General features: G+C 73.4%; 16 protein-coding genes. 8 read left to right on the top strand and 8 right to left on the bottom strand.

The genetic code is table 11. From position 1 onward, the window contains the following. Positions 1 to 7: 7 nt before the first annotated feature. Genes ACI782_RS05645 through ACI782_RS05635 form a run of 3 tightly spaced genes read right to left on the bottom strand, consistent with a single transcriptional unit; the run spans position 8 to position 1147 of the window. Positions 8 to 517: a hypothetical protein gene (locus ACI782_RS05645; RefSeq protein ID WP_456906966.1), complete on the bottom strand. Its 510-nt coding sequence runs from the start codon at positions 515 to 517 to the stop codon at positions 8 to 10. Next, the gene (locus ACI782_RS05640) at positions 514 to 927 is read right to left on the bottom strand and encodes a hypothetical protein (protein WP_456906964.1); all 414 of its coding nucleotides are present in this window, start codon (positions 925 to 927) and stop codon (positions 514 to 516) included. The genes ACI782_RS05645 and ACI782_RS05640 overlap by 4 nt, the downstream gene beginning before the upstream one ends. A gap of 1 nt (position 928) precedes the next feature. After that, positions 929 to 1147 (bottom strand): hypothetical protein, encoded by a 219-nt coding sequence (locus tag ACI782_RS05635; RefSeq protein WP_456906962.1) that lies wholly within the window; start codon positions 1145 to 1147, stop codon positions 929 to 931. A 172-nt stretch (positions 1148 to 1319) separates the two neighbouring features. Between ACI782_RS05635 and ACI782_RS05630 the strand changes: the two genes are divergently transcribed. From ACI782_RS05630 to ACI782_RS05610, 5 genes are all read left to right on the top strand, one after another. Beyond that, positions 1320 to 4031, top strand: coding sequence for an AAA family ATPase (locus ACI782_RS05630; RefSeq protein ID WP_456906960.1), 2712 nt, complete (start codon positions 1320 to 1322; stop codon positions 4029 to 4031). A 174-nt stretch (positions 4032 to 4205) separates the two neighbouring features. Next, positions 4206 to 7226, top strand: coding sequence for a BTAD domain-containing putative transcriptional regulator (locus tag ACI782_RS05625; protein WP_456906958.1), 3021 nt, complete (start codon positions 4206 to 4208; stop codon positions 7224 to 7226). A gap of 62 nt (positions 7227 to 7288) precedes the next feature. Next, on the top strand, positions 7289 to 8677 hold the full coding sequence (locus ACI782_RS05620; RefSeq protein WP_456906956.1) for an FAD-binding oxidoreductase: 1389 nt from the start codon (positions 7289 to 7291) through the stop codon (positions 8675 to 8677). 558 nt (positions 8678 to 9235) lie between these two features. Further along, positions 9236 to 10003 (top strand): ParA family protein, encoded by a 768-nt coding sequence (locus tag ACI782_RS05615; RefSeq protein ID WP_456906954.1) that lies wholly within the window; start codon positions 9236 to 9238, stop codon positions 10001 to 10003. Beyond that, positions 10000 to 10299, top strand: a complete 300-nt coding sequence (locus tag ACI782_RS05610) for a hypothetical protein (RefSeq protein ID WP_456906952.1) — start codon at positions 10000 to 10002, stop codon at positions 10297 to 10299. Before ACI782_RS05615 ends, ACI782_RS05610 begins: the two co-directional genes overlap by 4 nt. Positions 10300 to 10676: 377 nt before the next feature. On the opposite strand, the gene ACI782_RS05605 is transcribed toward ACI782_RS05610, so the two are convergent. Next, positions 10677 to 11534, bottom strand: a complete 858-nt coding sequence (locus ACI782_RS05605) for a class I SAM-dependent methyltransferase (protein WP_456906950.1) — start codon at positions 11532 to 11534, stop codon at positions 10677 to 10679. Here ACI782_RS05605 and ACI782_RS05600 point away from each other — a divergent pair. Next, a complete protein-coding gene (locus tag ACI782_RS05600) occupies positions 11457 to 14882 on the top strand; it encodes an ATP-binding protein (RefSeq protein ID WP_456906948.1) in 3426 nt (1141 codons plus the stop codon). The two genes, ACI782_RS05605 and ACI782_RS05600, sit on opposite strands and share 78 nt — an antisense overlap. 575 nt (positions 14883 to 15457) lie before the next feature. On the opposite strand, the gene ACI782_RS05595 is transcribed toward ACI782_RS05600, so the two are convergent. The 3 genes from ACI782_RS05595 to ACI782_RS05585 are packed head-to-tail and all read right to left on the bottom strand — an operon-like array spanning position 15458 to position 18781. Further along, positions 15458 to 16627, bottom strand: a complete 1170-nt coding sequence (locus ACI782_RS05595; protein ID WP_456906946.1) for an alpha/beta hydrolase-fold protein — start codon at positions 16625 to 16627, stop codon at positions 15458 to 15460. Then, a complete protein-coding gene (locus tag ACI782_RS05590) occupies positions 16624 to 17550 on the bottom strand; it encodes a hypothetical protein (protein ID WP_456906944.1) in 927 nt (308 codons plus the stop codon). Before ACI782_RS05590 ends, ACI782_RS05595 begins: the two co-directional genes overlap by 4 nt. Positions 17551 to 17557: 7 nt before the next feature. Beyond that, positions 17558 to 18781, bottom strand: coding sequence for an ATP-grasp domain-containing protein (locus tag ACI782_RS05585; protein ID WP_456906942.1), 1224 nt, complete (start codon positions 18779 to 18781; stop codon positions 17558 to 17560). Positions 18782 to 18874: 93 nt separating this feature from the next. Between ACI782_RS05585 and ACI782_RS05580 the strand changes: the two genes are divergently transcribed. After that, positions 18875 to 20101, top strand: a complete 1227-nt coding sequence (locus ACI782_RS05580) for a hypothetical protein (protein ID WP_456906940.1) — start codon at positions 18875 to 18877, stop codon at positions 20099 to 20101. Positions 20102 to 20131: 30 nt separating this feature from the next. Beyond that, the gene (locus ACI782_RS05575) at positions 20132 to 21343 is read left to right on the top strand and encodes an ATP-grasp domain-containing protein (protein WP_456906938.1); all 1212 of its coding nucleotides are present in this window, start codon (positions 20132 to 20134) and stop codon (positions 21341 to 21343) included. Here the strand turns inward: ACI782_RS05575 and ACI782_RS05570 are convergent. After that, entirely contained in the window at positions 21331 to 22068 is a 738-nt protein-coding gene (locus tag ACI782_RS05570) for an esterase family protein (protein ID WP_456906936.1), read from the bottom strand. The two genes, ACI782_RS05575 and ACI782_RS05570, sit on opposite strands and share 13 nt — an antisense overlap. Positions 22069 to 22170 lie beyond the last annotated feature (102 nt).

Below are 22170 nucleotides of genomic sequence, written 5' to 3'. Positions count from 1 at the left end.
TCACCCCTCACGGGGACGTCGGGGAGGACGGACGGGGATGTGGTCCGCGCGGGGCCGGCGGAGACAGGGCGTCGTGTGACGGCGACCCGCTGGGGGCCGCCCGCGGCGTCTCGCTGCGGAACAGCCCGACGGCGAGGGTCAGCAGTCCGGACACGAGGACGACCGCCCCGGCGTACGCCAGGTAGATCACCGGACTGGGCTCTCGAGCCTGCGGCATGAGGACGGACAGGAAGAACGCCACGGGCAGGAGGACAGCCGCGGCGGGAAGGGTCAGCCGCACGAACCAGCGGGCGCGCTCGGACAGCCTGGCCTCGTCGACGTAACGAAGCGCGACCAGGGACAGGAGCAGCAACACGCCCGCGTGTGCGTGACCGGCGCGCCACAGGTCCTGCCGGAGCGGGTTGTCGCGGTAGCCCGCGTCACCGATCAGCAGGCTGAGCACGCTCACCCCACCGAGGACGACCGTGGGGAGGACGACGAGGACGACGCCGGCGACCCGGCGAGACTGCGGGCTCATGCCACACCTCCCGCCGAGGAGGCCGCGGGACCCATCAGCCGCTCCGTGGCCTCGTTCCAGCTGATCGGGAGTGCGGATCCGAGCACGGTCCAGGCGGTGAACCGGGTGGGACCCATGTGTGGGCGCAGGTCCCCCATCACGCCGAGATGCGGCATCTGGCGGACGAACGCGTTCAGCGCGCGGCGGTCGGTCCACGCCGACAGAGTCCAGAACCGCTTCCTGGCCGGTTGGGCGAGCAGGCTGTAGCCGACCAACCCGCCGGTGCTCTCCAGTTGCCTGATCACGGACGAGGTCAGGCTCAGGAACCGGGGGATCGTCCGGTAGGACCGCAGCGGCAGGAAGGTGGCCATGGCCAGGTACTCCTGGCCCGGGGAGACGGGCGCCTTGGCGCGCCAGGGAGAAGCCGGCACGTCACACCTCCGGCTGCCCGTGGGGCATGTCCGTCTCGGGCAGGTGATGGCCGTGTGCCGCGTTCGGGCAGCCGGCGTACCGGCGCGCGAGCGTCTGCAGCCGGACCGCGCCACGTGGGCGCGCCACCGCAACGAGCCCGGTCGGGCCAGCAGCGCCGGCGCACGACACCCGACCTCCCGAGCGGCTGTTGCGCAGGTCCGGCGCCGAGAAGCGGTTCATCGTGGTCTCCTCCCCTCGCGGGATGACGTGACGGACGCTAGGAGGGCCGGGACCGGCTCGTACCGGTGAAATCACCGGGCCGTTCCGACCGTTGAGCTCGCCTCCGTGACGGGCCGCGCGCCCTGTCACGAGAGGGCCGTCATCGGGCGATCGCGGGCTACGCTGAGCCGCTGTGCTCTTCGGCCGGGACAGGGAGCGCGGGCTCATCGACGAGGTGCTGGCCTCGGCGGGGACCGGAGACAAGCCGGCCGTGCTCGTGCTCCGCGGCCCGCCAGGTGTGGGCAAGACCGCGCTGCTCGAGGACGTGGCCTCCCGGTGGCCGGACGTGCGGTTCCTCCGCGCACAGGGCCTGGAGTCGGAGTGCGAACTGCCCTTCGCCGGGCTGCACCAGTTGCTTCGCCCGCTGCTCCGTCACCTGGCCGACCTGCCTCCACCGCAGGCGCACGCCCTCCGCTCGGCGTTCGGCCTGGAGGCCGGCTGCCATCAGGACCGCTTCCTGACGTCGGTGGCCGCGCTGAGCCTGCTCGCCGCGGAGGCGGCCATGGCACCCGTGTGCTGCCTCGTCGACGATGCGCACTGGCTCGACGCGACCTCGGCCGCGGCGCTGGCGTTCGTGGCGCACCGACTCGGCGTCGACCGGATCGCCCTGCTCCTCGCTGTCCGGGACGGCCCTGACCCGCGGTTCGCGGCACCCGAGTTCCCGGAGCTGCGTCTGGGCGGTCTGGACGAGGAGTCGGCTCGCCTGCTGCTCCGTTCCGTAGTTGGCATCGACCCGGACCCGGGGGTCGCTGCCGAGCTGGTGACGCGGACCGACGGCAATCCGCTGGCTCTGATCGAGCTGCCCGGCGTCCTGAGCCCGGCCGCACTGTCCGGCAGGAACACGCTGCCTCATGCGCTACCGATGAGCGAGCACCTGCAGCAGGCCTTCCTCGACCAGGTGCGGTGGTTGCCCGAACCGACTCGCCGGCTGCTGCTGGTGGCCGCGGCGGACGACACTCAGCGCACCGCCGTGATCCTGGCGGCCGCCAGGGAGGCAGGGGTCGCCCCGGCGGCACTCGGCGCCGCGGAGCGGTCGGGCCTGGTGCGGGTCCGTGGAGGTGAGCTGGGTTTCCGTCACCCTCTCGTACGCTCCGCGCTCTACCAGGCCGCGACGACGGACGAGCGCCAGGCCGCCCACCGCGCCTTGGCGTGCGCCCTCGAGGACGGGGGCGACGCCGACCGGCTGGCCTGGCACCGGGCCTGGGCGGTGCCCGGTCCGGATGCGGCCGCGGCGGCCGAGCTCGAGCAAGCCGCGGAGCGCGTCCTCGCCCGCGGTGGCCATGCGGCGGCCGCAGCGGCGCTGGAGCGAGCCGCCGACCTGACCGCCGATCGGGAGGTCCGGGCTCAGCGGCTGGCCGCCGCCGGGGAGTCGGCCTGGCGGGCCGGGTGGCTCGGCCGGGCCGCCGGTCTGCTGGCGACCGCCGGCACCCTGACCGATCAACGGCTGTTGCGGGCCGACATCGAACACCTGCGGGGCGCCATCGAGCTCGGCGCAGGGTCGGCACAGACCGCCGTGCGCATCCTGGTGCCGGCCGCGCGTGAGATCGCCTCCGTCGACGTGGGGCGCGCGCTGCGGATGCTGGTCCTGGCAGCGGACGCGGCCGGTCAGGCGTCCGATCCCGCTGGGATGGCCGAGCTGGTCGCTCTCGGCAGCAGCCTCTCCCCCGGAGAGGGAGCACGCGAGCAGGCGCTGTCCGCCCTACTCGATGCGTGCGGGGCCTTCGCCGCCGGAGACCTGTCCGACCTCGTTCCACGGCTGCGCACGACCGTGAGCCTGGCCGAGTCCATGGGGGATGAGGAGATGCTCGTGCTGGCCGGCCGGGCGGCACTCGGGATCGAGGACACCGCGGCACACCGCCTGCTGTCCGCGGTGGTCTCACGGCAGCGGGCACGGGGTGCCATCAGCGAACTGCTGCCGCCGCTCACCCGACTGGCCCTGGCCGAGATCCTCACCGGGCGCTGGAGATCGGCAGACACCACCGCACACGAGGCGCTGCAACTGTCGCGGGCGACCGGCCACCGGGAACTGTCTGCCTTCCCGCTCGCCTGGCTCGCCCTGCTCGCCGGGATCAAGGGCCACGCGGCGGACCTCCGGGCGTCGACCGCAGCCGCTGAACAGGTGACCGCCACCCACCCGGTCGTCCTCGCGGCCGACACGCTGCACTGGGCTCGCGGCAGCTTCGAGCTCGGCGCCGCCCGGCCGGCGGCGGCGCTGGCCCACTTCTGCCGCATCACCGACCCGACGGTGGCGTTCCTCTCGGCCCTGGATCGCATCGAGGCCGCGACGCTGGCCGAGTCCCCCGGCCTCGCCCGCGACTGGCTGCGCCCCCTCGAGCAGTTCGCCGCCAGCACCGACCTGGCCTGGGCGGCGGCGCGGGCTGCCTACTGCCGCGCGCTGCTCGCCGGCCCGGACGCGGCCGGACCACTGTTCCGGGAGGCACTCGCCCATGCCTCCGCGGCCGAGCGCCCATGGGAACACGCCCGCATGGCGCTGACCTACGGGAGCTTCCTGCGCCGGCGAAGACGACGGGTGGACGCCCGGGAGCATCTCCGCGGCGCACTGACGATCCTCGAGTCTCTCGGTGCCACGCCGTGGGAGGAACGGGCCCGCGTCGAACTCCGCGCGACCGGTGAGTTCCCGCGCTGCAGGAATCCCTCACAGCTGCGTCGACTCACTCCGCAAGAGGTGCAGGTCGCCCGCCTGGTGGCCGACGGCCTCCCCACCCGCGACGTCGCCGCTCAGCTGTTCCTCAGCCCCCGCACGATCGACTTCCACCTGCACAACATCTTCACCAAGACCGGCATCACCTCCCGCACCGAACTGGCCCGCCTACCCCTGGAGTGACCTCGGTGGGCCGCCGGGACCGTCCCGGGGTCAGACGACTCCTCGCCCTCAGGCTCCTGTGTCGGCATCGGGGCTCCGGCGGCTGGTGCGGACATGTCGGATCGGCTGGGACGGCGATACCCTGGCCGCCATCGAGCTGCTGGTCGGCTGAGACGGACCATCGAGGCAGCGCCCATGGGCAGTACCGCGCAACCCATCCGGGGCCGGAGCGAGGCGAGCCAGGAGATCGGCTTTCGGGTGCTCGGCCCTGTCGAGGCCGTCGACGCCGGCGGCCTGGTGCTGCCGCTCGGACCGCCTCGCAACCGGGACCTCCTCGCAGCTCTGGTCGTCCACGTGGGCAGCGTTCTCACCATCGGCCGGCTGATCGAGCTCCTCTGGGACGGCTCCGCCCCGCCGACAGCGCGCACGATGGTGCACGGTGCGGTCGCCGGGCTGCGCAGAGCCCTCGAGCCAGGCCGGGGTCGAGCTCCCTCACTCCTGGCGACCAGGGACGACGGCTACCTGCTCGACGTCCCCCCCGACCGCGTCGACGCCCTGCGGTTCGAGCAGCTCCTCGCTCAGGGGCGTCGCCTGGTCGAGGCCGCTCCGGCACGAGGGTCACAGCTGCTCGGCGAAGCGCTCTCCCTGTGGAGAGGACCGGCGCTCTCCGGGATCGAGTGCACGTTCGCCCGGGAAGCGGCCTCGCGATGGGAGGAACTCCGTCTCGAGTGCACGGAGTCCCGGATGGCGGCCGAGATCGCGCTGGGGCACCACCAGGACGTGGTGGCCGACCTCGAGGACCTCGTCGCACGTCATCCATTCCGCGAGCCACTGTGCGCCCAGCTCGTCCTCGCCCTGTACCGCTGCGGCCGGCAGACCGATGCCTTGCAGACCCTGCGGTCCGAGCGCCGGATGCTGGTCGAGGAGTTGGGCCTGGAACCCGGGCCGCAACTGCAGCGGCTGGAGCAGGCGGTCCTGCAGCAGAGCCCGGAACTCGACGCTGCCCCTCCTCCAGCCGGCCCCGGACCCGTGCGGCCCCTCCCCTCCCCGGTCGACTCGTTCGTCGGCCGGGTCCGTGAGCGTGCGGAGGTCGCGGCACTCGTGTCCACGCACCGCCTGCTCACCCTCACCGGACCCGGCGGCTCGGGCAAGACCCGACTGGCCCTGGAGGTGGTCAGGGACCTGCACGCCACCGGTGTGCACACGTGCATCGTCGACCTGGCGCCGTTGACCACCCCGGAACTCGTCGGGGAGACGGTGGCCGAGGCTCTCGGCGTCCGCGGCGGCCCGGGACCGCGGCTGGTGGAGACGGTGGCCACTGCCCTGTCCGGGCACGACGCGTTCCTGCTGCTGGACAACTGCGAACACCTCGCGGACGCGTGCGCGGCGTTCGTCGGGTCGCTGCTGGCCGCGGCTCCGGGTCTTCGGGTCCTGGCCACGAGCCGCGCGGCGTTGCACGTCCCCGGTGAGCGCGTCTTCGCCGTCCAGCCCCTCGCGACGGCGGCCGTCCACGACAGCGTCGCGGACATCTCGGCCTGCGACGCCGTCCGGCTGTTCGGTCAGCGGGCGGTGGCCGCACGACCTGATTTCGCCGTGACACCGGCCAACACCCGCCTCGTACTGGAGGTCTGTCGGCGTCTCGACGGCCTACCGCTCGCTCTCGAACTCGCAGCGGCGCGTGCGGCCTCGATGCCGCTCCAGGACCTCGCCGACCGGCTGGACGACCGCTTCCGGCTGCTCGACGCCGCTGTCCGGTCAGCCGACGCCCGGCACCAGAGCCTGGCGGCGACCCTGACCTGGAGTCACGACCTCCTCGATCCACCTGCTCGATCGCTGTTCGCACGCGTCTCGGTCTTCCCGGCGACCTTCGACCTGACCGCGGCCGAAGCCGTGGTCTCCGGCGGAGAGCTCCCCCCGGCAGACGTCGGGCTGGTCCTCGCGCGGCTCGTGGCGAGCAGCATGGTGCAACTCGACGAGGAACCCGACGGGACCACGCGCTACCGCATGCTGGAGACCACCCGGCAGTACGCCCAGGACAAGCTGGGTGGACCAGCGCTGGCGAGCCTGCGGAACCGGCACGCCCATCACTATCTGGCGCTGGCGCAGGAAGCCGAACCGCATCTGCTCGGCCCGGCCTCTCCGCCGTGGCTCGTCCGCCTGCAGGCGGACCGCGAGAACTTCCGGGCCGCGCTCGAGTGGGCCTTCGGACCAGCAGGCGACGAACGCCTCGGGGTAGGACTCGTCGCCTGCCTGTGGCATCCGTGGGACGTACGCGGTGCGCGCGGCGAGGGGTTGCACTGGGTGCACGCCGCCTTGCGCGTCATCCGGCCCGACTCCGGTCCGGATCGCCTGCCGCTGTTGTCCGCCGGCGCGCTGCTCCACCTCGGACGAGCCGAGTTCACCGAGGTCGCCGCCTTGGCCGGAGGACAACTGGCGTTGGCCCGCGCCACCGGTGCCACGGCGTGGGAGGGCGACGCCCTGGCCCTGACGGCGACGGTGGCATGGGCGCGCGGTGAGTTCGACCGGGCGCAGCACCTCTACGAGGACGCCGTCGCCGCGTCGCTGGCCGGCGGAGACCGGTGGCGGGCCGCGCTGGCAGAGGCGCAGCTGGCCCGGCTGCACCGCGACCGGGACGAGCCCGACGCCGCTCGATCCGTGGTCCTGCGGGCGCTGGACCACGCCGAGGACGTCGGAGAACACCTCGCTCGCGGACTCGCCGTCGATGTCCTCGCGTCGCTCGAGCACCGCTGGGGGGACGTCCCCGTGGCGGCGCGGCTCGTGGACGAGGCACTCGAGCACTACCGCGCAGTCGGATACCGCGAAGGAGAGGCCTCCGCCCTGCATCTGGCCGGCCGGATCGCCCTGTCCTCGGGCGAGCTCGAGCGCGCGCGGCAGGCGTTCGAGCAGGCACTGGGACTGTGCCGGCGGATCGGCCACCGCAGCGGCAGCGCGACCGCCCTGGAGGGGATGGCCACGGCCGCTGCCGGCGCCGGTGAGGACGATCTGGCGCTGCTCCTCCTCGGCGCCGCATCAGCGCTGCGGACGGAGATCGGCGTCCCTCTGACCGGCAGCGCCCTGACCCATCGGTTGCGAGAGCAGGACCGCCTCGCCGCGCGGCTCGGCCCGGCCGAGGCCGCGCGAGCCCTGCGCCGCGGAGCCGGTCTACCGCTGCCCGCGCTGCTGGAGCAGGCACGGGAACGACGAGTGCACGCTTAGCCGACGGTTAGGCGACTCGCTCAGCCTCGGAGCACCACGTTCCGATCCTGAGGGGCAGGGCCATGACCATCACCTCCACCGTGCCTGGCACGTCCTTCGACGCCCTCGAGGGCCGGCTCCACGGCCGCCTGGTTCGACCGCGGGACGCCGACTACGACGCCGTCCGTGCGGTCTTCAACGCGATGATCGACCGGCGGCCGGCCGCGGTCGTGCAGTGCCTGGACCCGGCGGACGTGGCACGGGGCATCGCGTTCGCCAGGGAGCACGACCTCGTGCTGTCCGTCCGTGGTGGCGGCCACAACGTGGCCGGCCACGCTGTGTGCGACGGCGGGGTGATGCTGGACCTGTCCCTCATGAAGGGTGTGCGCGTCGACCCCGATGCCCAGGTCGCCCACGTCGGTGCGGGATCGACGCTCGGCGAGCTGGACCGGGCAACGCAGACGTACGGCCTGGCCACCCCGCTCGGGGTCGTGTCGGACACGGGGATCGCCGGCCTCACGCTGGGCGGCGGTCTGGGATGGCTGAACGGCAAGCACGGCCTGGCCTGCGACAACGTGATCGCCGCCGAGGTGGTGACGGCGGACGGTCAGCTCCTGCAGGTGAGCCAGGACGAGCACCCGGACCTGTTCTGGGCCCTCCGCGGAGGCGGCGGCAACTTCGGCGTGGTCACCACGTTCGTCCACCGGCTACATCGGGTCGGCCCGGTGCTCGCCGGGGCGATCTGCTACCCGTGGGCGGCGGCTCCCGACATCCTCCGGTTCCACGACGACTTCATGACCTCGGCGCCCGACGAGCTCTCCACGGCGGTCTCGCTCGCCCGCGACGAGGCCGGACGGCCGGTGGTCACCATCGTGGTCTGCTGGTGCGGGACGCCGGAGGATGGCGACCGGGTCCTCGCCCCGCTGCGAGCAGCCGGACCACCGCAGGCCGACACCGTCGGGGTGATGTCCTATGTGGCGCTGCAGAGCGCCCCGGACGTGAGCTTCCCCCGCGGCCGCCAGCACTACTGGAAGTCCGGGTTCCTGCGGGACCCGACCGACGCCGCGCTGGACACGCTCGTCCAGCACGTCCCCGACATGCCCTCCCGCGCGAGCGGCGTCGGGCTGCAGCACCTGCACGGGGCGGCGGGGCGGGTGGCGCCGGATGCGACCGCGTTCCCCCATCGGGCTGATCAGTACGACCTCCTGATCCTCTCCCAGTGGGAGGACCCGGAGGACTCGGAGCGCAACATCGCCTGGACCCGGAGCCTCTTCGACGCGATGACCCCACACCTGCAGGACGCCGTGTACGTCAACAACCTCGGCGCCGAGGGTCCCGAGCGAGTCCGCTCCGCGTACGGACCCAACGGCCCGAGGCTCGCAGAGGTGAAGCGCGAATTCGACCCCGCCAACGTCTTCCGTCTGAACCAGAACATCACCCCGGAGTCGGAGCCGCCAGGACGGAGACGCTGACGATGCACGAGACGACGGCCGACGTCGCGGTCGTCGGAGGAGGCATCGCCCGCGGTGCCCTGGCTGTACGGCCGGCCCGTGCGGGCCTGGGGGTGACGGTCCTGGAACAGTCCGTGGAGTTCTGCGACCGGGTCCGTGGCGAGACCGTGTTCCCGTGGGCTGTGCCGAGCTGGCGCGGTCCGGCCTGCTGGACACCGCCATGCGGGCGGAGGGAACGGTCGCTCCGCGCGTCGTCCCCCACGGGGACTCGATGTCCCCGCAGGCCGCTGAAGCGGCGGCGATCGACGCCACCACCGTGGTGCCCGGCGCCGCCGGGATGCTGGACCTCAGCCATCCCGGCGCCTGTCACGAGCCGGTGGAGGCAGCCGTCGGCCTCGGCGCGGAGGTCGTCCGTGGGGCGCACCGGGTGCGGGTCACCGCGGGCCGGCAACCGTTGGCCAGGTACAGAAGGGCGCCGGAGTGGGGACGGTGTGCACCGTGGGCCGAGTGGGACGCACCAGCGCACCGCACCGGCGGGCCTCCTCCACCCGGACAGCGACGACGGTCACACTCCCGTACATGCGCTTGGCCGTGTGCTCCTCCAAGGGAGGCGTCGGCAAGACGGCGACCGCCGCCAACCTGGCCGTCGCTCTCACCCGTCGGGGTCGAGTCCTCGCGGTCGACACCGATCCGCAGGACAGTCTCGGCCGGGCGTTCGGCGTCGTCGCCAAGGGCCGGGACGACAGCCTGGCTGCGCTGCTCGAAGACCCCATCACGGAGGCTCGTGCAGCCATCCGTCACGACGTGGAGCCGGGCTTGGACCTGCTCCCCGCCCACCCGGCCCTCGAAGCGGTGTCGGTCCAGCTGGCCGGCACCGGCGGCCTCGTCACCAGCATCCGCCGCGGACTGAGACCGCTGCTGGACCAGTACGACCACATCGTCCTCGACACGCGGGGAGACCTGGGCGGGCTGACCCTGGCCGCGGTCTGCGCCGCCGACACCGTGCTCACCGTCTTCACCAGCGACCCCGGCTCCGCGCTCGGCGTCGTCCGTGTTGCCGCCTTCCTCGAACAGCACCGGACCTACGAGAACACCTCCGCCGTCCTCGTCGGCGTGGCGTGCGTGGCGTGGGACAAGGACGGGCGAGCCGCCAGGCAGGTCTGCGGGGCCTTGGAGGGGACCGGACTCCCCCTGCTCGAGACCCGCGTGCCGATGTCGCGCCGAGTACCGACGAGCACCTTGGCGAAGCGCCCCGTCGTCCTGTCCGCTCCCTCCAGTCCGGTCGCCTCTGCCTACCGGGCACTGGCCGACGAGGTGCTCGCCCGCGCAGAGAGGCTCCCCGCATGACCACCGACACCCCGTCTCCCACCCTCCGCGTGGGTCGCGGGCGGACGATGCAGGACGAACTGCTCCACGACCTGCGCCAGGCCACCCCCATGCCGGTCGTCCCGACGGCCGTGGAGCAGGCACCGCAGCGCCCGCCCGAGCGCCCTGACCCACGGGATCGGCAGACGCCCTCGCTGTGCCTGCACGTGACGTTGCAGCGCTGGTCGTGGCCCCGCCTCTGCCTCCTGCCCGGTGATGTCGGCCTGTCCGTGGGTGTCGGACCGGTACGCGTGTCCTTGGCTCTGGGCGGACACTGAGCCGGACCGGGGGTCAGCCGAAGAAGAGTCCCCGCCGTCGGGCCACCCGCCACTCGAGGACCGCGGAGCAGAGCAGCCGGGCCCCTGCGGGGCCGCACGGTCGAAGGCCGCGGTGGTCCAGGCCGACACCGTCTGGTGGTCGGGGTGACGCCCCCGCTCCACCACGGCCCGGTGGTTCGCAAGGGGCCACCACCTGCTGGCAACGGCAGACGAACAAGAGCGCAGGTCAGCCGGGCAGTAGGGCGCTCGCCGCACATCAGGAGCCCAGGCACGCCTCCCGGACGGTGAGAGGTTGCACGAGCTGAGGCCTGTCTGGTGCGCGCATCGGCCGCTGCCCCCGGCGGCATCGGCACGTCCTCGCCACGTCCTGGCCCGGATCACCCCCTGATGCCCCAGCCCACGATCAGCTCGCAGGGACCCTCGAAGCCGTCGGGCCCCTCGAAGCGCGACAGCTCGCGGTGGATCTCCTGCCAGGTCTCGTCACGTTCGGCGGGTGACAACCCACTGATCATCTGGTGCAGTGCTCCGGCGGACTCCCGCAGGAAGCGGACGCAATCCGCGGCACCTGGCAATCGCAGCGGGGCACGGAGCAGGTGCGTGCCGACACCGTCGAAGCCGGCCTGACGGAGGTGCTGCTCCAGCACACCGGGGGGCCCGAGGCTGAATGGTCCCGGTTGGCCGGGTGCGGGCGGCGCGAGCTGGGCCCGCCGGCGGGCGATGGCGACCGGGATGGAGAAGAAGTCGTTGCGGTCCGGCGTGGAGAACACCACGGCGGCGATGCGGCCGCCGGGCTGCAGCGCTCGGTGCATCCCGGCCAAGGCGCGCGCCAGATCCGGGAGGTACATCAGGCCCAGGCGCGAGATCACGGCGCTGAACCCGGCCGGCTCGACGTCGAGCTGCTCGCCGTCGAGCTCCTGGGTCTGCACGGTGGTCAGTCCGGCGTCGGCAGCCGCGGCCGCGGCGTACTCGAGGATGGCCGCGGAGATGTCGGTGGCCAGCACCCTGCCCGTGGGGCCGACCCGGCGCGCGGCGGTCAGGGACTGGCCGCCGGCACCGGCGGCGACGTCGAGAACCGCGCTGCCGGTGCGGATCCCGGCGACATCGAGCATCAGCGTCGTCGCCTCCCCGAGCCAGTCCTCCAGGGTCGGGCCCCAGGCGTGCCACGCGCCTGCAGCGTCGTCCCACTGCGCGCGGGTGGTGGTCTTGTAGGCGATCGGGTCGAACGTGGCGGTCATGGCGTCTCCTCCGGTCTCGACGCAGTACGACCCGAAGGCGCTGGGATCGGGGGCGCGATCGCTGGAACACGGCCAGCAGTTGCGCCGGCTGAAGTGCCGCGCACGGGTCGTGTCCGGGCTGCCGATGCTCGGCGACAATGGTGGGTGTTGTTCGTCGGCCGGGGTCGGGCGTTGTCCCGGCTGCTCTCGGCGGTCGAGGACGCAGCGGCGGGTTCGGCGCGACTCGTGCTGGTGACCGGCGAAGCCGGCATGGGCAAGACCACGCTGGTCAGCGCCGCGGCCGCGAGCAGCGGGATGCTCGTCGGCTGGGGAACGTGTGCTGAGGCCGGGCGGACGCCGGCGTTCTGGCCGTGGAGCGCAGCGTTGCGCGGGCTGCTCGCCGCCGTGGCCCCCGGCGACGCCGCAGAGCTGACCCGCACCGACACCGCGGAGCTGGCCCGGCTGCTCCCGGAGCTCGCCGACGAGGGAACCACCGCCGTCGATCCCGACGGTCCGGCCGGCACCGACGCGGCACGGCTGCGGCTGTTCGACGCCGTCGCTCGCTTCCTGGAACGACTGGCCCGCCTCCGCCCGGCGTTCGTCGTCCTCGACGACCTGCAGTGGGCCGATGAGTCATCGCTGCAGCTGCTGGAGTTCGTCACCCGTCCGCTGCGGCCGGTTGCGCTGGTGATCGTGGGCGCGTACCGGCACGACGAGCTGGCCGGCGGTGCGGCCCACTCGTTGGCGAGGTCGGCCGTCCACGGCGAGCTGGTGCAGCTCAACGGGCTGTCACCGGATGAGGTGTCCGCTCTCGTCGCCGGCGCCGTCGGTGACGAGGCAGCCGCGCGCTGGGCAGGCGAGGTGTACCGGCGCACCGGCGGGCATCCGTTCCTCGCCCGACAACTCGCCGAGCTGCTGGCGGATCCGGGCTGCCCGGCGGGTGCACTGCCGGCTGCCGCGCACGACCTCGTGTCCCGTCGCGTGGAACGGCTGTCCGTCGCATGCCGGGAGCTGGTCCGCGCGGCTGCGGGGGTCGGCGATGAGCTGCAGCCCGGCGTGCTCGCGGAGGTGTGCGGGGTGGACGCGGCGCGGGCGACGGTGCTGATCGAGGAAGGCGTGCTCGCCGGCGTCCTGGTCATGGAGATCGAGGAGAGCCGGACGCGGTTCGCGCACGACCTGTTCCGCGAGGCGATCTACCGTCGGCTCGCGGTCCAGCAGCGGATGGCCCTGCACCAGCGGATCGCCGACGCACTCGAGCACCGCCACGCCCGCGGCGGCGCCGTGGAGCCGGCTGACCTGGCCCGGCACTGCGCAGCCGCCGTCCCGCTCGACGGCGCCGAACGGGCGATCCGCTGGGCCCGAGCCGCGGCCGCGGCCGAGCGGGCTCGACTCGGATTTCCCGAGGCGGCCGGCCACCTGGCCCGAGCTCGCCGCGCGATCGAGGACTCCGGCGTGGCGCACGCAGGCGGGACCCTGATCGACCTGCTCGTCGAGGAGGCCGACGCCCGGGCCCGGGCCGGTGACCAGCCTGCGGCACGCGGCCTGCTCGACGATGCCGCCCGCCGGGCCGCCGCACTCGGGGACGCGGAGCGACTCGGGCACGTCGCCCTCGGGGTGCAGCGGCTCGGCGCCCGGTTCGCCATGGCCCGCGACGCAGTGGTCGAACTGCTCGAGGCCGCCCGCAACGCGTTGCACGACACCGGCACGCCGCTGGAGGCGCAGATCACCGCGAGCCTGGCCCGAGAGCTCACCCACTCGGTGCCCGACCACCGCGCCCGGGCCGGGCCGCTGTCGGAGCGGGCACTCGTCCTCGCCCGCGAGTTCGATGACCCGCCGACCCTGGCGGCGTGCCTGCTCGCGCGCCATGACGTGCTGTGGACTCCCGGTCGCGCCGCCGAGCGGATCGACCTGACATCGGAGATCGTCGAGCTGGCCAGGTGCACCGCGGACGCGGAGCGGCACGCCGAAGGCCTGCTGCTCAACGCCACAGCCCTGCTCGAGAGCGGCTCGGCGGCCTTCCGGGCGCCGCTGACCGAGTACCTCTCCCTCGCCGAACGGTTCGGCCAGCCCCGCCACGACTACCTCGTGCTGTCCCGACGCGGTGCGCTCGCGCTCATCGACGGCCGTCTCGACGAAGCGGAACGATTGATCGACGAGGCCGGTGCGTTGGGGGAACGGATCTGCGAGCCCGACACCGCCAACGTGCGGACCGGGCAGCTCCTGGCGCTGGAGCGGGCCCGCGGCGAACCGGACCGCCTGCGCGCCGTCGCCGGCGAGGCGATCCGCTGCTGGGTGGGGGTCCCCTCGCACGCGCACGCCGTCGCTGCCGGGTTGCTCGCCCTGGCCGGGGGTCCCGACGACCTCGACGCCGCGCGCCGTGCCCTGGACACCGTGATCGCGATCGGCACCTGGCGCGACGACCGCTCCTACCTGTGGTCGCTGTTCGTCGGCGGGATGGCGACCGCCGCCGTCCGTCTGGGCGACCGGACACTGTGCGCCCAACTGCTCGCGGAGCTGCAACCGCTCACCGACACCTGCGGCGTCGGCGGGTCCCTGGTCTGCTTCATGGGCAGCAACGCGCACTGGGCCGGCGTCGTCGCCGGTGCACTGGGACGCACCGAGAAAGCCCACCGATGGCTGGAACAGGCCTTGACCGTGCACCGCAGGATCGGCGCGTCGGCCTGGGAGGCCGAGAGCCACCTCGAGCTGGCCGCGCTGGGAGCCGCCGAGCATCACGGCGAGCGTGCCGCTCACCTGGCCACCGAGCTGCGCCTTCCTGGTGTGCTCGCGCGGCTTCCCGCGCCTCCCGGCGGCTCCTGGCCCGAAGCGACGAGTCCTCCCGATGCGGAACTCTGCCGCGACGGGGAGCTCTGGCGGATCCGCTACAGGACGGCCTCGGCCTACCTGCGCGATTCCAGAGGGCTGGCCGACCTGCACACCCTGCTCGCCCGGCCCGGCATGGACGTGCACGTCCTGGAACTGGCCGGCGCCGTCCATGCCCAACACGACACGGGGACTCTGCTCGACGCCACCGCGCGCGCCGACTACCGCCGCCGTCTCACCGAACTCGATCACGACCTGGCCACCGCCCGAGCCGATCACGACACCGGACGCGCCGAACAGCTGGACGACGAACGGACCGCCCTGATCGACGAGCTACGCCGCGCCACCGGGCTCGGTGGACGCGCCAGGCCCCTGGGCACGAGCACCACCGAACGGGCCCGCAAGACCGTGACCTCGCGGCTGCGCGACGCCATCAGCCGGATCGAAGCGGCCGTCCCGGAACTCGGCGCCCACCTCGATCGCTCCGTGATCACGGGCGCACGCTGCCGCTACCAGCCGACGACGCACCTCTCGTGGCGGCTCTGACGCACGATCCGTCGGGACAGGTGCGCAGACGTTCAGCCGCGACGGGAGAGTAGTTCGGCGGATGTACCGCACGCGCGAACCAGCCAGGGTGGAGCCGTCCCATCGTCCCTGTGGGGCGAGGAGAGCGCCCCCGGCGGCCGGCGTTCTCCGGAGTCGTCATGATCGTCGTGTCAGCAGCCACTGGTCAGTACGGCCGGCTGGTCGTCGCCTACCTGCTGCAGCGCGTGCCAGGACTCCCGCGTCCCGGGACAGCCCGAGGCCGCATTCTCCCCCTGTGGGGAGTGCCTGCGGTGCCGTTCCGGACCCGTGGCACGCCGTCTACGGCGGTCCGAGGCCTGTGCGTAGGGACCGCTTCCCCCCTCGGACACCGAGTTGGGCCCCACGGCCCGACGGCCACAGTGGTGTGCCACAGGAGCTCGGGCGACGGTGAGCCGTCCAATGTGCGGCTGCCCACGAGCACGTCGGGGCCTCTCATTGTCGGTCCGACGGTCGCCGCTACTCCCCGGCCGAGCACCGCGCCTGCGCTTCCCCCCGCTGGGTGTCGCAGGACCTCCGACACGATCAGCGGCACGTGCTCACTCGTAGTAGAACTTCTGGGGCCCCGGGTACACCCACGACAGCGCGTCGCGCAGCCGGTCCCGCCAGTTCTCCCACGAGTGGCCATCCCGGGCCTCCGTGTAGCGGACCTGCATGCCGGCGTTCTCGAACACGTGGACCATCGACCGGTTCGGCACGATCAGCTGCTCGTAGACGCCGCAGGACATGAAGACCCGGTCGGCGACGCACCGCGGCTTGGCCCGGAAGCGGTTCACGAACTTCACGACCGGGTCGAAGACCGGCCCACCGCCGTGATCGCTGCCGATGTCGGTGAACACGAACGACCCGGACATCAGCACCAGGGACCCGTACGTGTCCGGCGACCGGTAGGCGGCCGACAGCGCGGCGACCCCGCCGAAGGACGAGCCCAGCAGGCAGCGCCCGGCCGGCTGGCCGACCAGCGGCAGCGACGACTCCAACTCCGGCAGCAGCTCCTGGGTGAGGAACCGGGAGTGCGCCGCGGAGTTCGCGTACTCGGTCAGCCGGTCCCCCGGGTGCGTGAACGCCACGACGGTCTCCGCGACGTCCAGCCGGTGGATCAGGTTGTCCAGCACGGTCTTCATCGAGGCGTACTGCAGGAAGTCGCCGCCGTCGTGCACCACGAGCAGCGGATACGAGGCCGTCGGCCGGAACCGGGCGGGCAGGTACACCGAGACGTGCGCGTCCCGGCCCAGCGCCCGGCTGCGCAGCACCAGGTCCTTGAGCTCGCCCGGGCGCGCCTCCGGGTCCGGCAGCACCCAGTCCGGCGTCTCGTAGCCCTCCCCGAAGGCCAGGGACGACGAGCCGACCGGCCCGTGCGACCGCTTCTCGTTGAGCGGGTCGTTGAAGCGCTCGTGGTGGTCGCCGCGCCGGATCTCGATCTGGTACTCGACCCGCGAGCCCTCCGGCAGCTCGAGCACGAGATACCAGAGGTCGGTGCCGTGCAACCGGCGCAGCGGGATCCGGTCGGGCAGGCCGACGATCCGCTGGCAGACCCACGCCTCGTCCGCCTCGCCGCGCCACAGGAAGGTGCACCGGGCGCCCTCCACCACCGGGATCTCGTGGCGGCCGAGGAAGCGGTCCACCGCCTCGCCGTCGAGCGGCTTCGTGGACTTGAGCCGGTTGATGGCGAGCCGCCCGCTCCCCGTCCGCTGCCGGGCGGCGGTCATGCCGCCGCCCCCTCGGTGATCCGGCCGTCCGCGCCGACCACCCGCGCGTCGGCCGGCAGGGCGCCGCCGGGGCCGAGGTCGACCCGGACGCCGTCGTCGAGGACCAGGCAGGGCGCCGGCGCGAACCGGCGGGCCAGCACCGACATCCGCAGGGAGTCGTCGGTGCGCAACCGCCGCCGCGCGTGCGGGAGCAGCACCAGCCCCCGGACGACCCCGATCCCCGCGTCGAAGACCTCGGTGAGCGAGGCGCCGTGCGCGGCGCGGTCGTGGAAGAGCACCACCCGGGGCGTCAGCGCCATCGCACCCGCCGACCACGCCACCACCCGCGGGGGCAGGTGGGGGGCCAGGTGGAACAGGTGCACGACGCGCACCAGCTCGCCGACGTGCCCACCGGCGACGACCAGGCACTCCGCGGTCGACAGCAGGGCGCGGACCTCTTCGCGGTGCCCGGCGATCGCGCCCCGCGACTCCAGCCGCCACGTGCCGTAGAAGGTGTCGTGGAGCTCCTGCACCCGGGCCAGGTGGGTCGCGTCGAGCAGCCGCACCGCCGCCAGCGCGTCCTCGATCGCGGTCGACTGGATGGCCTCGTGGCCGACGGTCCGGGCGGTCACCGCGTACACCGCCTGCAGGGCGTGGTCCAGCCGGAGCCGGTAGAGCTGCTGGAGCTCGTCGAGCACCAGCCGGTGCTCGCGCTCGGCCGCGGCGTACTCGGGGTCGGCCGCGAGCACGTCCATCCAGCGGGCGAACAGCCGCAGGTTCACCGCCTGCCCGCCGGCCAGGGAGAGGATCTCCGCGTCGTCGGCTTCCCGCTCCTGCCAGCCGGCGTTGACGACGGCGACCGGCCCGCCGACGCCCAGCGACGACAGCACCCGGTCGAGGGTCGGCCGCCGCTGCGGGCCGAGCAGCGTGATCGCGGGGGTCACCGCGGCGTCAGTCCGCGTGGACGCGCACGGTGCGCCCGACGTCGTCGAGCATCCCGTGCAGCGTGTCGAAGTCGGGGTGCTTCATGCGGACGTAGGCGTTGGCCATGTACCCGGCCGCCACCGGCTGCGTCGCCGTCCCCGGCGGGGGCAGGTGCGCGTCGATCACCCACTGCCCGTGCCGCGCCTGGACCTCCTCGACGCCGGAGTACCCGGAGATGGTCCCATCCCGCTCCGGCCGCAGGGCCACGATCCCGGCCGAGTGCTGCCGGGACGGGCGCCCCCAGACCTGCCCGTGCACGATCGAGTCGGCCCACTGGCGGTAGACGTCGAGGTCGTTGGCGGCCGAGTAGAGGTCCCAGGCCCCGACGCCGGGCGGCCGGCAGCCGATCTCGCTGAACTTGAGCCCCTTCGGCCCGAAGAACCACTCCATGTGGGTGGCGCTGGTGCCGATCCCGAGCGCCTCGTTGACCCGCTGCCCGAGGTCCCGCAGCTCCTGGTAGTCGGCCACCGAGTCGATCCGGTTGGTCGCCAGGAACTGCGGCGAGATCCACCGTTCCCGCATCGCCTCGAGCACGTTCGGGAAGTAGTGGGACACGAAGTCCAGCGCCGGCGTGCCGTCGACCGAGAGGGTGTCGTAGAAGCCCTCGTGCCCCTCGACGAACTCCTCGACGGCGATCGAGTCGACCTGCTGGGCACCGAACAGGCCCAGCGCGGCGTCCAGCCCGGAGTCGTCGTCCACCCGGGTGGTGTCGAGGGCACCGGCGCCGGTGCGCGGCTTGAGGATCAGCGGGTAGCCGACCGCCCGCGCGAAGTCGCGCACCTCGTGCGCGGTGGACGCCGCGGTGGAGGCCGCGGTCGGCACCCCGGCGGCGCGCAGCGCCTCCTTCATCGACGGCTTGTCGCGGCAGAGCCACGCCGTGCGCACCGACGTCCCCGGGATCGTGCAGTTCTCCCGGACCTGCGCGGCAGCCAGGGTGTGCGACTCGATGGTGGCCTCGAGGCGGTCCACGTAGAACCGGTCCTGGATCCAGCGGACGGCGTCGGTCATCACGCCGACGTCGGTCACGTCGGGGACCACGTGGTAGTGCGCCATCCACGAGCGGAGCTCGTCGTCCAGCCACTCGGTCGGCCGGTCGCCGATGCCGATCACGGTGGCACCGACCTCGGCCAGCGCACGCACGAACTGGCGCTGCGTCGCCGGGAACGCCGGATCGACGAAGACCACGTTCATGCCGGGAGCCTAGAAGGACGCCGTCCCGCCCGCCCCTCGTACCGGACCCGGCCCTGACCTGCTGGAACCGGCGGACGGGCGTAGCGTCCGCGCATGGTCGTCGCCGCCTTCGTCGCGCCGTACCTGCTGGAGGCCACGCAGCGGTTCGTGTCGGTCGCCGCGGACCTGCCGGACGTCCGCCTCGGGCTGGTCACCTGCGAGCCGGTCGACCGGATCCCCCCGGACCTGCGCCAGCGCCTCGCCGGTCACTGGCGGGTGGACGACGCGCTCGACCCGCGCCAGCTGGCGTGGGCGGTGAACGGCCTCCAGGGGCAGATCGGCCGGGTGGAGCGGCTCGTCGGCGCCCTCGAGCAGCTGCAGGTGCCCCTCGCGGAGGTCCGCGAGGCCCTCGCCATCGAGGGCATGGACGTGCGCACCGCGGTCAACGTGCGGGACAAGTCGCAGATGAAGGAAGTGCTGCAGGCCGCCGGCATCCCCTGCGCCCGGCACGCGCTCGTGCGCAGCCCGGGTCAGGCGACGGCCTTCGCCGACGCGGTCGGTTTCCCGCTGGTCGCCAAGCCACCGGCCGGTGCGGGCGCCCAGTCGACGTACCGGCTGGACGACGGCGACATGCTCCGGAGCTGGCTGGCCGCCGTGCCGCTCGGCGACCACGCCCCCGCGTTGCTCGAGGAGTTCCTCACCGGCGAGGAGCACACCTTCGACAGCGTCACCGTCGGCGGTTCGACGGTGTGGTCGTCGATCGCCGACTACCGCCCGCCGCCGCTGGAGGTCCTGCGCAACCCGTGGATCCAGTGGACGGTCGTGCTGCCCCGCGACATCACCGGCCCGCGGTACGAGGGCATCCACCGGTGGGGGCCGGCGGCGCTGGAGGCGCTGGGGGTCACCGACGCGCTGACGCACATGGAGTGGTTCGCCCGGCCCGACGGCTCGGTCGCGATCTCGGAGGTGGCCGCCCGGCCGCCGGGTGCCCAACTGACCTCGATGCACGGCTACGCGCACGACTTCGACCTCTACCGCGCCTGGAGCGAGCTCGTGCTCCTCGGCCGGTTCGACGTGCCCGAGCGCAGGTTCGCGTCCGGAACGGCCTACCTGCGCGGCATGGGGCGCGGGCGGGTGCGCGCGGTGCACGGCATCGACGCCGTCCAGCAACAGATCGGGCACCTCGTCGTGGAGGCCCGCCTGCCGCGGCCGGGGCAGCCCGCCGGCAGCGACTACCTGGGCGAGGGGTACGCGATCGTGCGCGACCCCGACACCGCGGTGGTGGAGGACGCCCTGCACCGGCTCGTCAGCGGGGTCCGCATCGAGCTCGCCGAGGCCTGACCGCAGCGGACGAGACGACCTGGAGGTGCGATGAACGTCGTCATGCTCTCCCCCGGCTACCCGGCCGAGATGGCGTACTTCACCCGGGCGCTGGCCGGGGTCGGCGCCCGGGTCATCGGGGTGGGCGACCAGCCACCCGACGCGCTGCCCGAGGCGGCCCGCTCGTCGATGGCGCACTACGAGCACGTGGACCTGGCCGACGAGGCGGCGGTGCTCGCCGCGTTGCGCGGGCTGTCGCAGCACGCCTCGATCGACCAGGTGGAGTGCCTGTGGGAGCCGTACATGATCCTGGCGGCGCGGATCCGGGAGACGTTCGGCCTGCCCGGCCTCACCGTCGAGCAGACCCTCCCCTTCCGCGACAAGGAGCTGATGAAGCGCGTGCTCGACGCCGCCGGCATCCGGACTCCGTGGCACGTCAGCGCCCGCACGGTCGCCGAGGTGTGGGACGCCGCGGAGAAGGTCGGGTACCCCCTGATCGTCAAGCCCGTCGCCGGCGCCGGCTCGGCCGACACCTACCGGGTCGACTCCCCGCCGGAGCTGACCGACGTCCTGCCGCTGCTGCGGCACGTGCCCGAGGTCAGCGTCGAGGAGTTCGTCGACGGCGAGGAGTTCACCTTCGACACGATCTGCGCCGACGGCCGGATCCTGTTCGAGCACGTCCTCTGGTACCGGCCGCGGCCGCTGCAGATGCGCATGCACGAGTGGGTCAGCCCGGTGTCGATCTCGCTGCGCGACCTGTCCGTGCCCCAGTTGGCCGGCGGACGGCGGATGGGCCAGGAGGTGCTCGCCGCGCTCGGCTTCCGGTCCGGCTTCACGCACATGGAGTGGTACCTCAAGGCCGACGGCGAGGCCGTGTTCGGCGAGATCGGGGCCCGGCCGCCGGGCGCCCGCGTCGTCGACGTCATGAACTTCGCCACGGACGGCGACACCTACGTCGGCTGGGCACAGGCCGTCGTGCACGGCGGCATGCAGCCGCTCGAGCACAGGTACAACGCGGGCGCGGTGTTCAAGCGCGCCCGCGGCGAGGGCCGGATCACCCGGTCCGAGGGCCTCGACGACCTGCTGGCCCGGTACGGCGAGCACGTGGCGCTGATGGACCTGCTGCCGGTCGGCACGCCGCGCCGCGACTGGCGCTCGACGGTGACCGGTGACGGGATGGTCGTCGTCCGGCATCCCGAGCTGCAGCCGGTCATCGAGATGACCGAGGCGTTCGCGCGCGACTTCCAGCTCTACGCGGAGTGAGCCAGCACCTCGTCGAGGTACTGCGGCAGCATCCGCCGCCAGGTCGGCCACTCGTGCGGCCACTCCTCGCCCCACGGGTCGACCCGGTTCGGCACGCCCATCCGGCCCAGCGCATGGCCCACCGCCCAGGACTCCCCCAGGTCCTCGTGCGCCCCCTGCCCGGAGGCGATGATCGCGAAGCGCGTGCGCAGCACGGCCAGCCGGTCGCCGTCCAGCCCCGGGAGGAAGACCACCGGCGAGGCGGCGTCGAGCTCGGGTGAGGACCGGCCGTCGAAGAACCGCTGCAGGCGGTACGTGCCGCTCATGCCCACGGCCGCGCCGAACACGTCCGGGAACCGGCAGAGGACGGCGACGGCGTTGAAGGCGCCGATGGAGGCCCCCGCCGTGACGATGGGGACCTCCGACCCGCCGAGGTCGGACCGGATCGCGGGCACGACCTCGTGGCGCACGCAGTGGTGGTACTGGTCGGCCAGCCACATGCGGTACTCGGGTGAGCCGGTCTCGGCCACCATCGCGCGGCCGGCCACGCTGTCGCAGGAGTAGATCTTGATCCGGCCGGCCTCGATCAGCGGCAGGCAGGCGTCGACGAGGCCGTTGCGCTCGATCTCCTCGGCGTCCCCGCCCGCCGTCGGGAAGACCAGGACCGGCGTGCCGTAGTGACCCCACCGGGCCAGCCCGATCGGCTGCTCGAGCCGCTCGGAGTACCAGCTCCCGGTCTGCTTCACGTCGGTCACCCTGACACGGCCGGTCGGCCGCGACAAACGCGGCAGAGCAGCGGGTTCTGTGCCAACCTGACGCCACTGGTGCAGCGATGGGAGGCGACCATC

It is taken from the genome of Geodermatophilus sp. SYSU D00703, from assembly GCF_054050155.1.
Note: the sequence above shows the minus strand (reverse complement) of the source record. Positions and strands in the feature narration are given on the sequence as shown.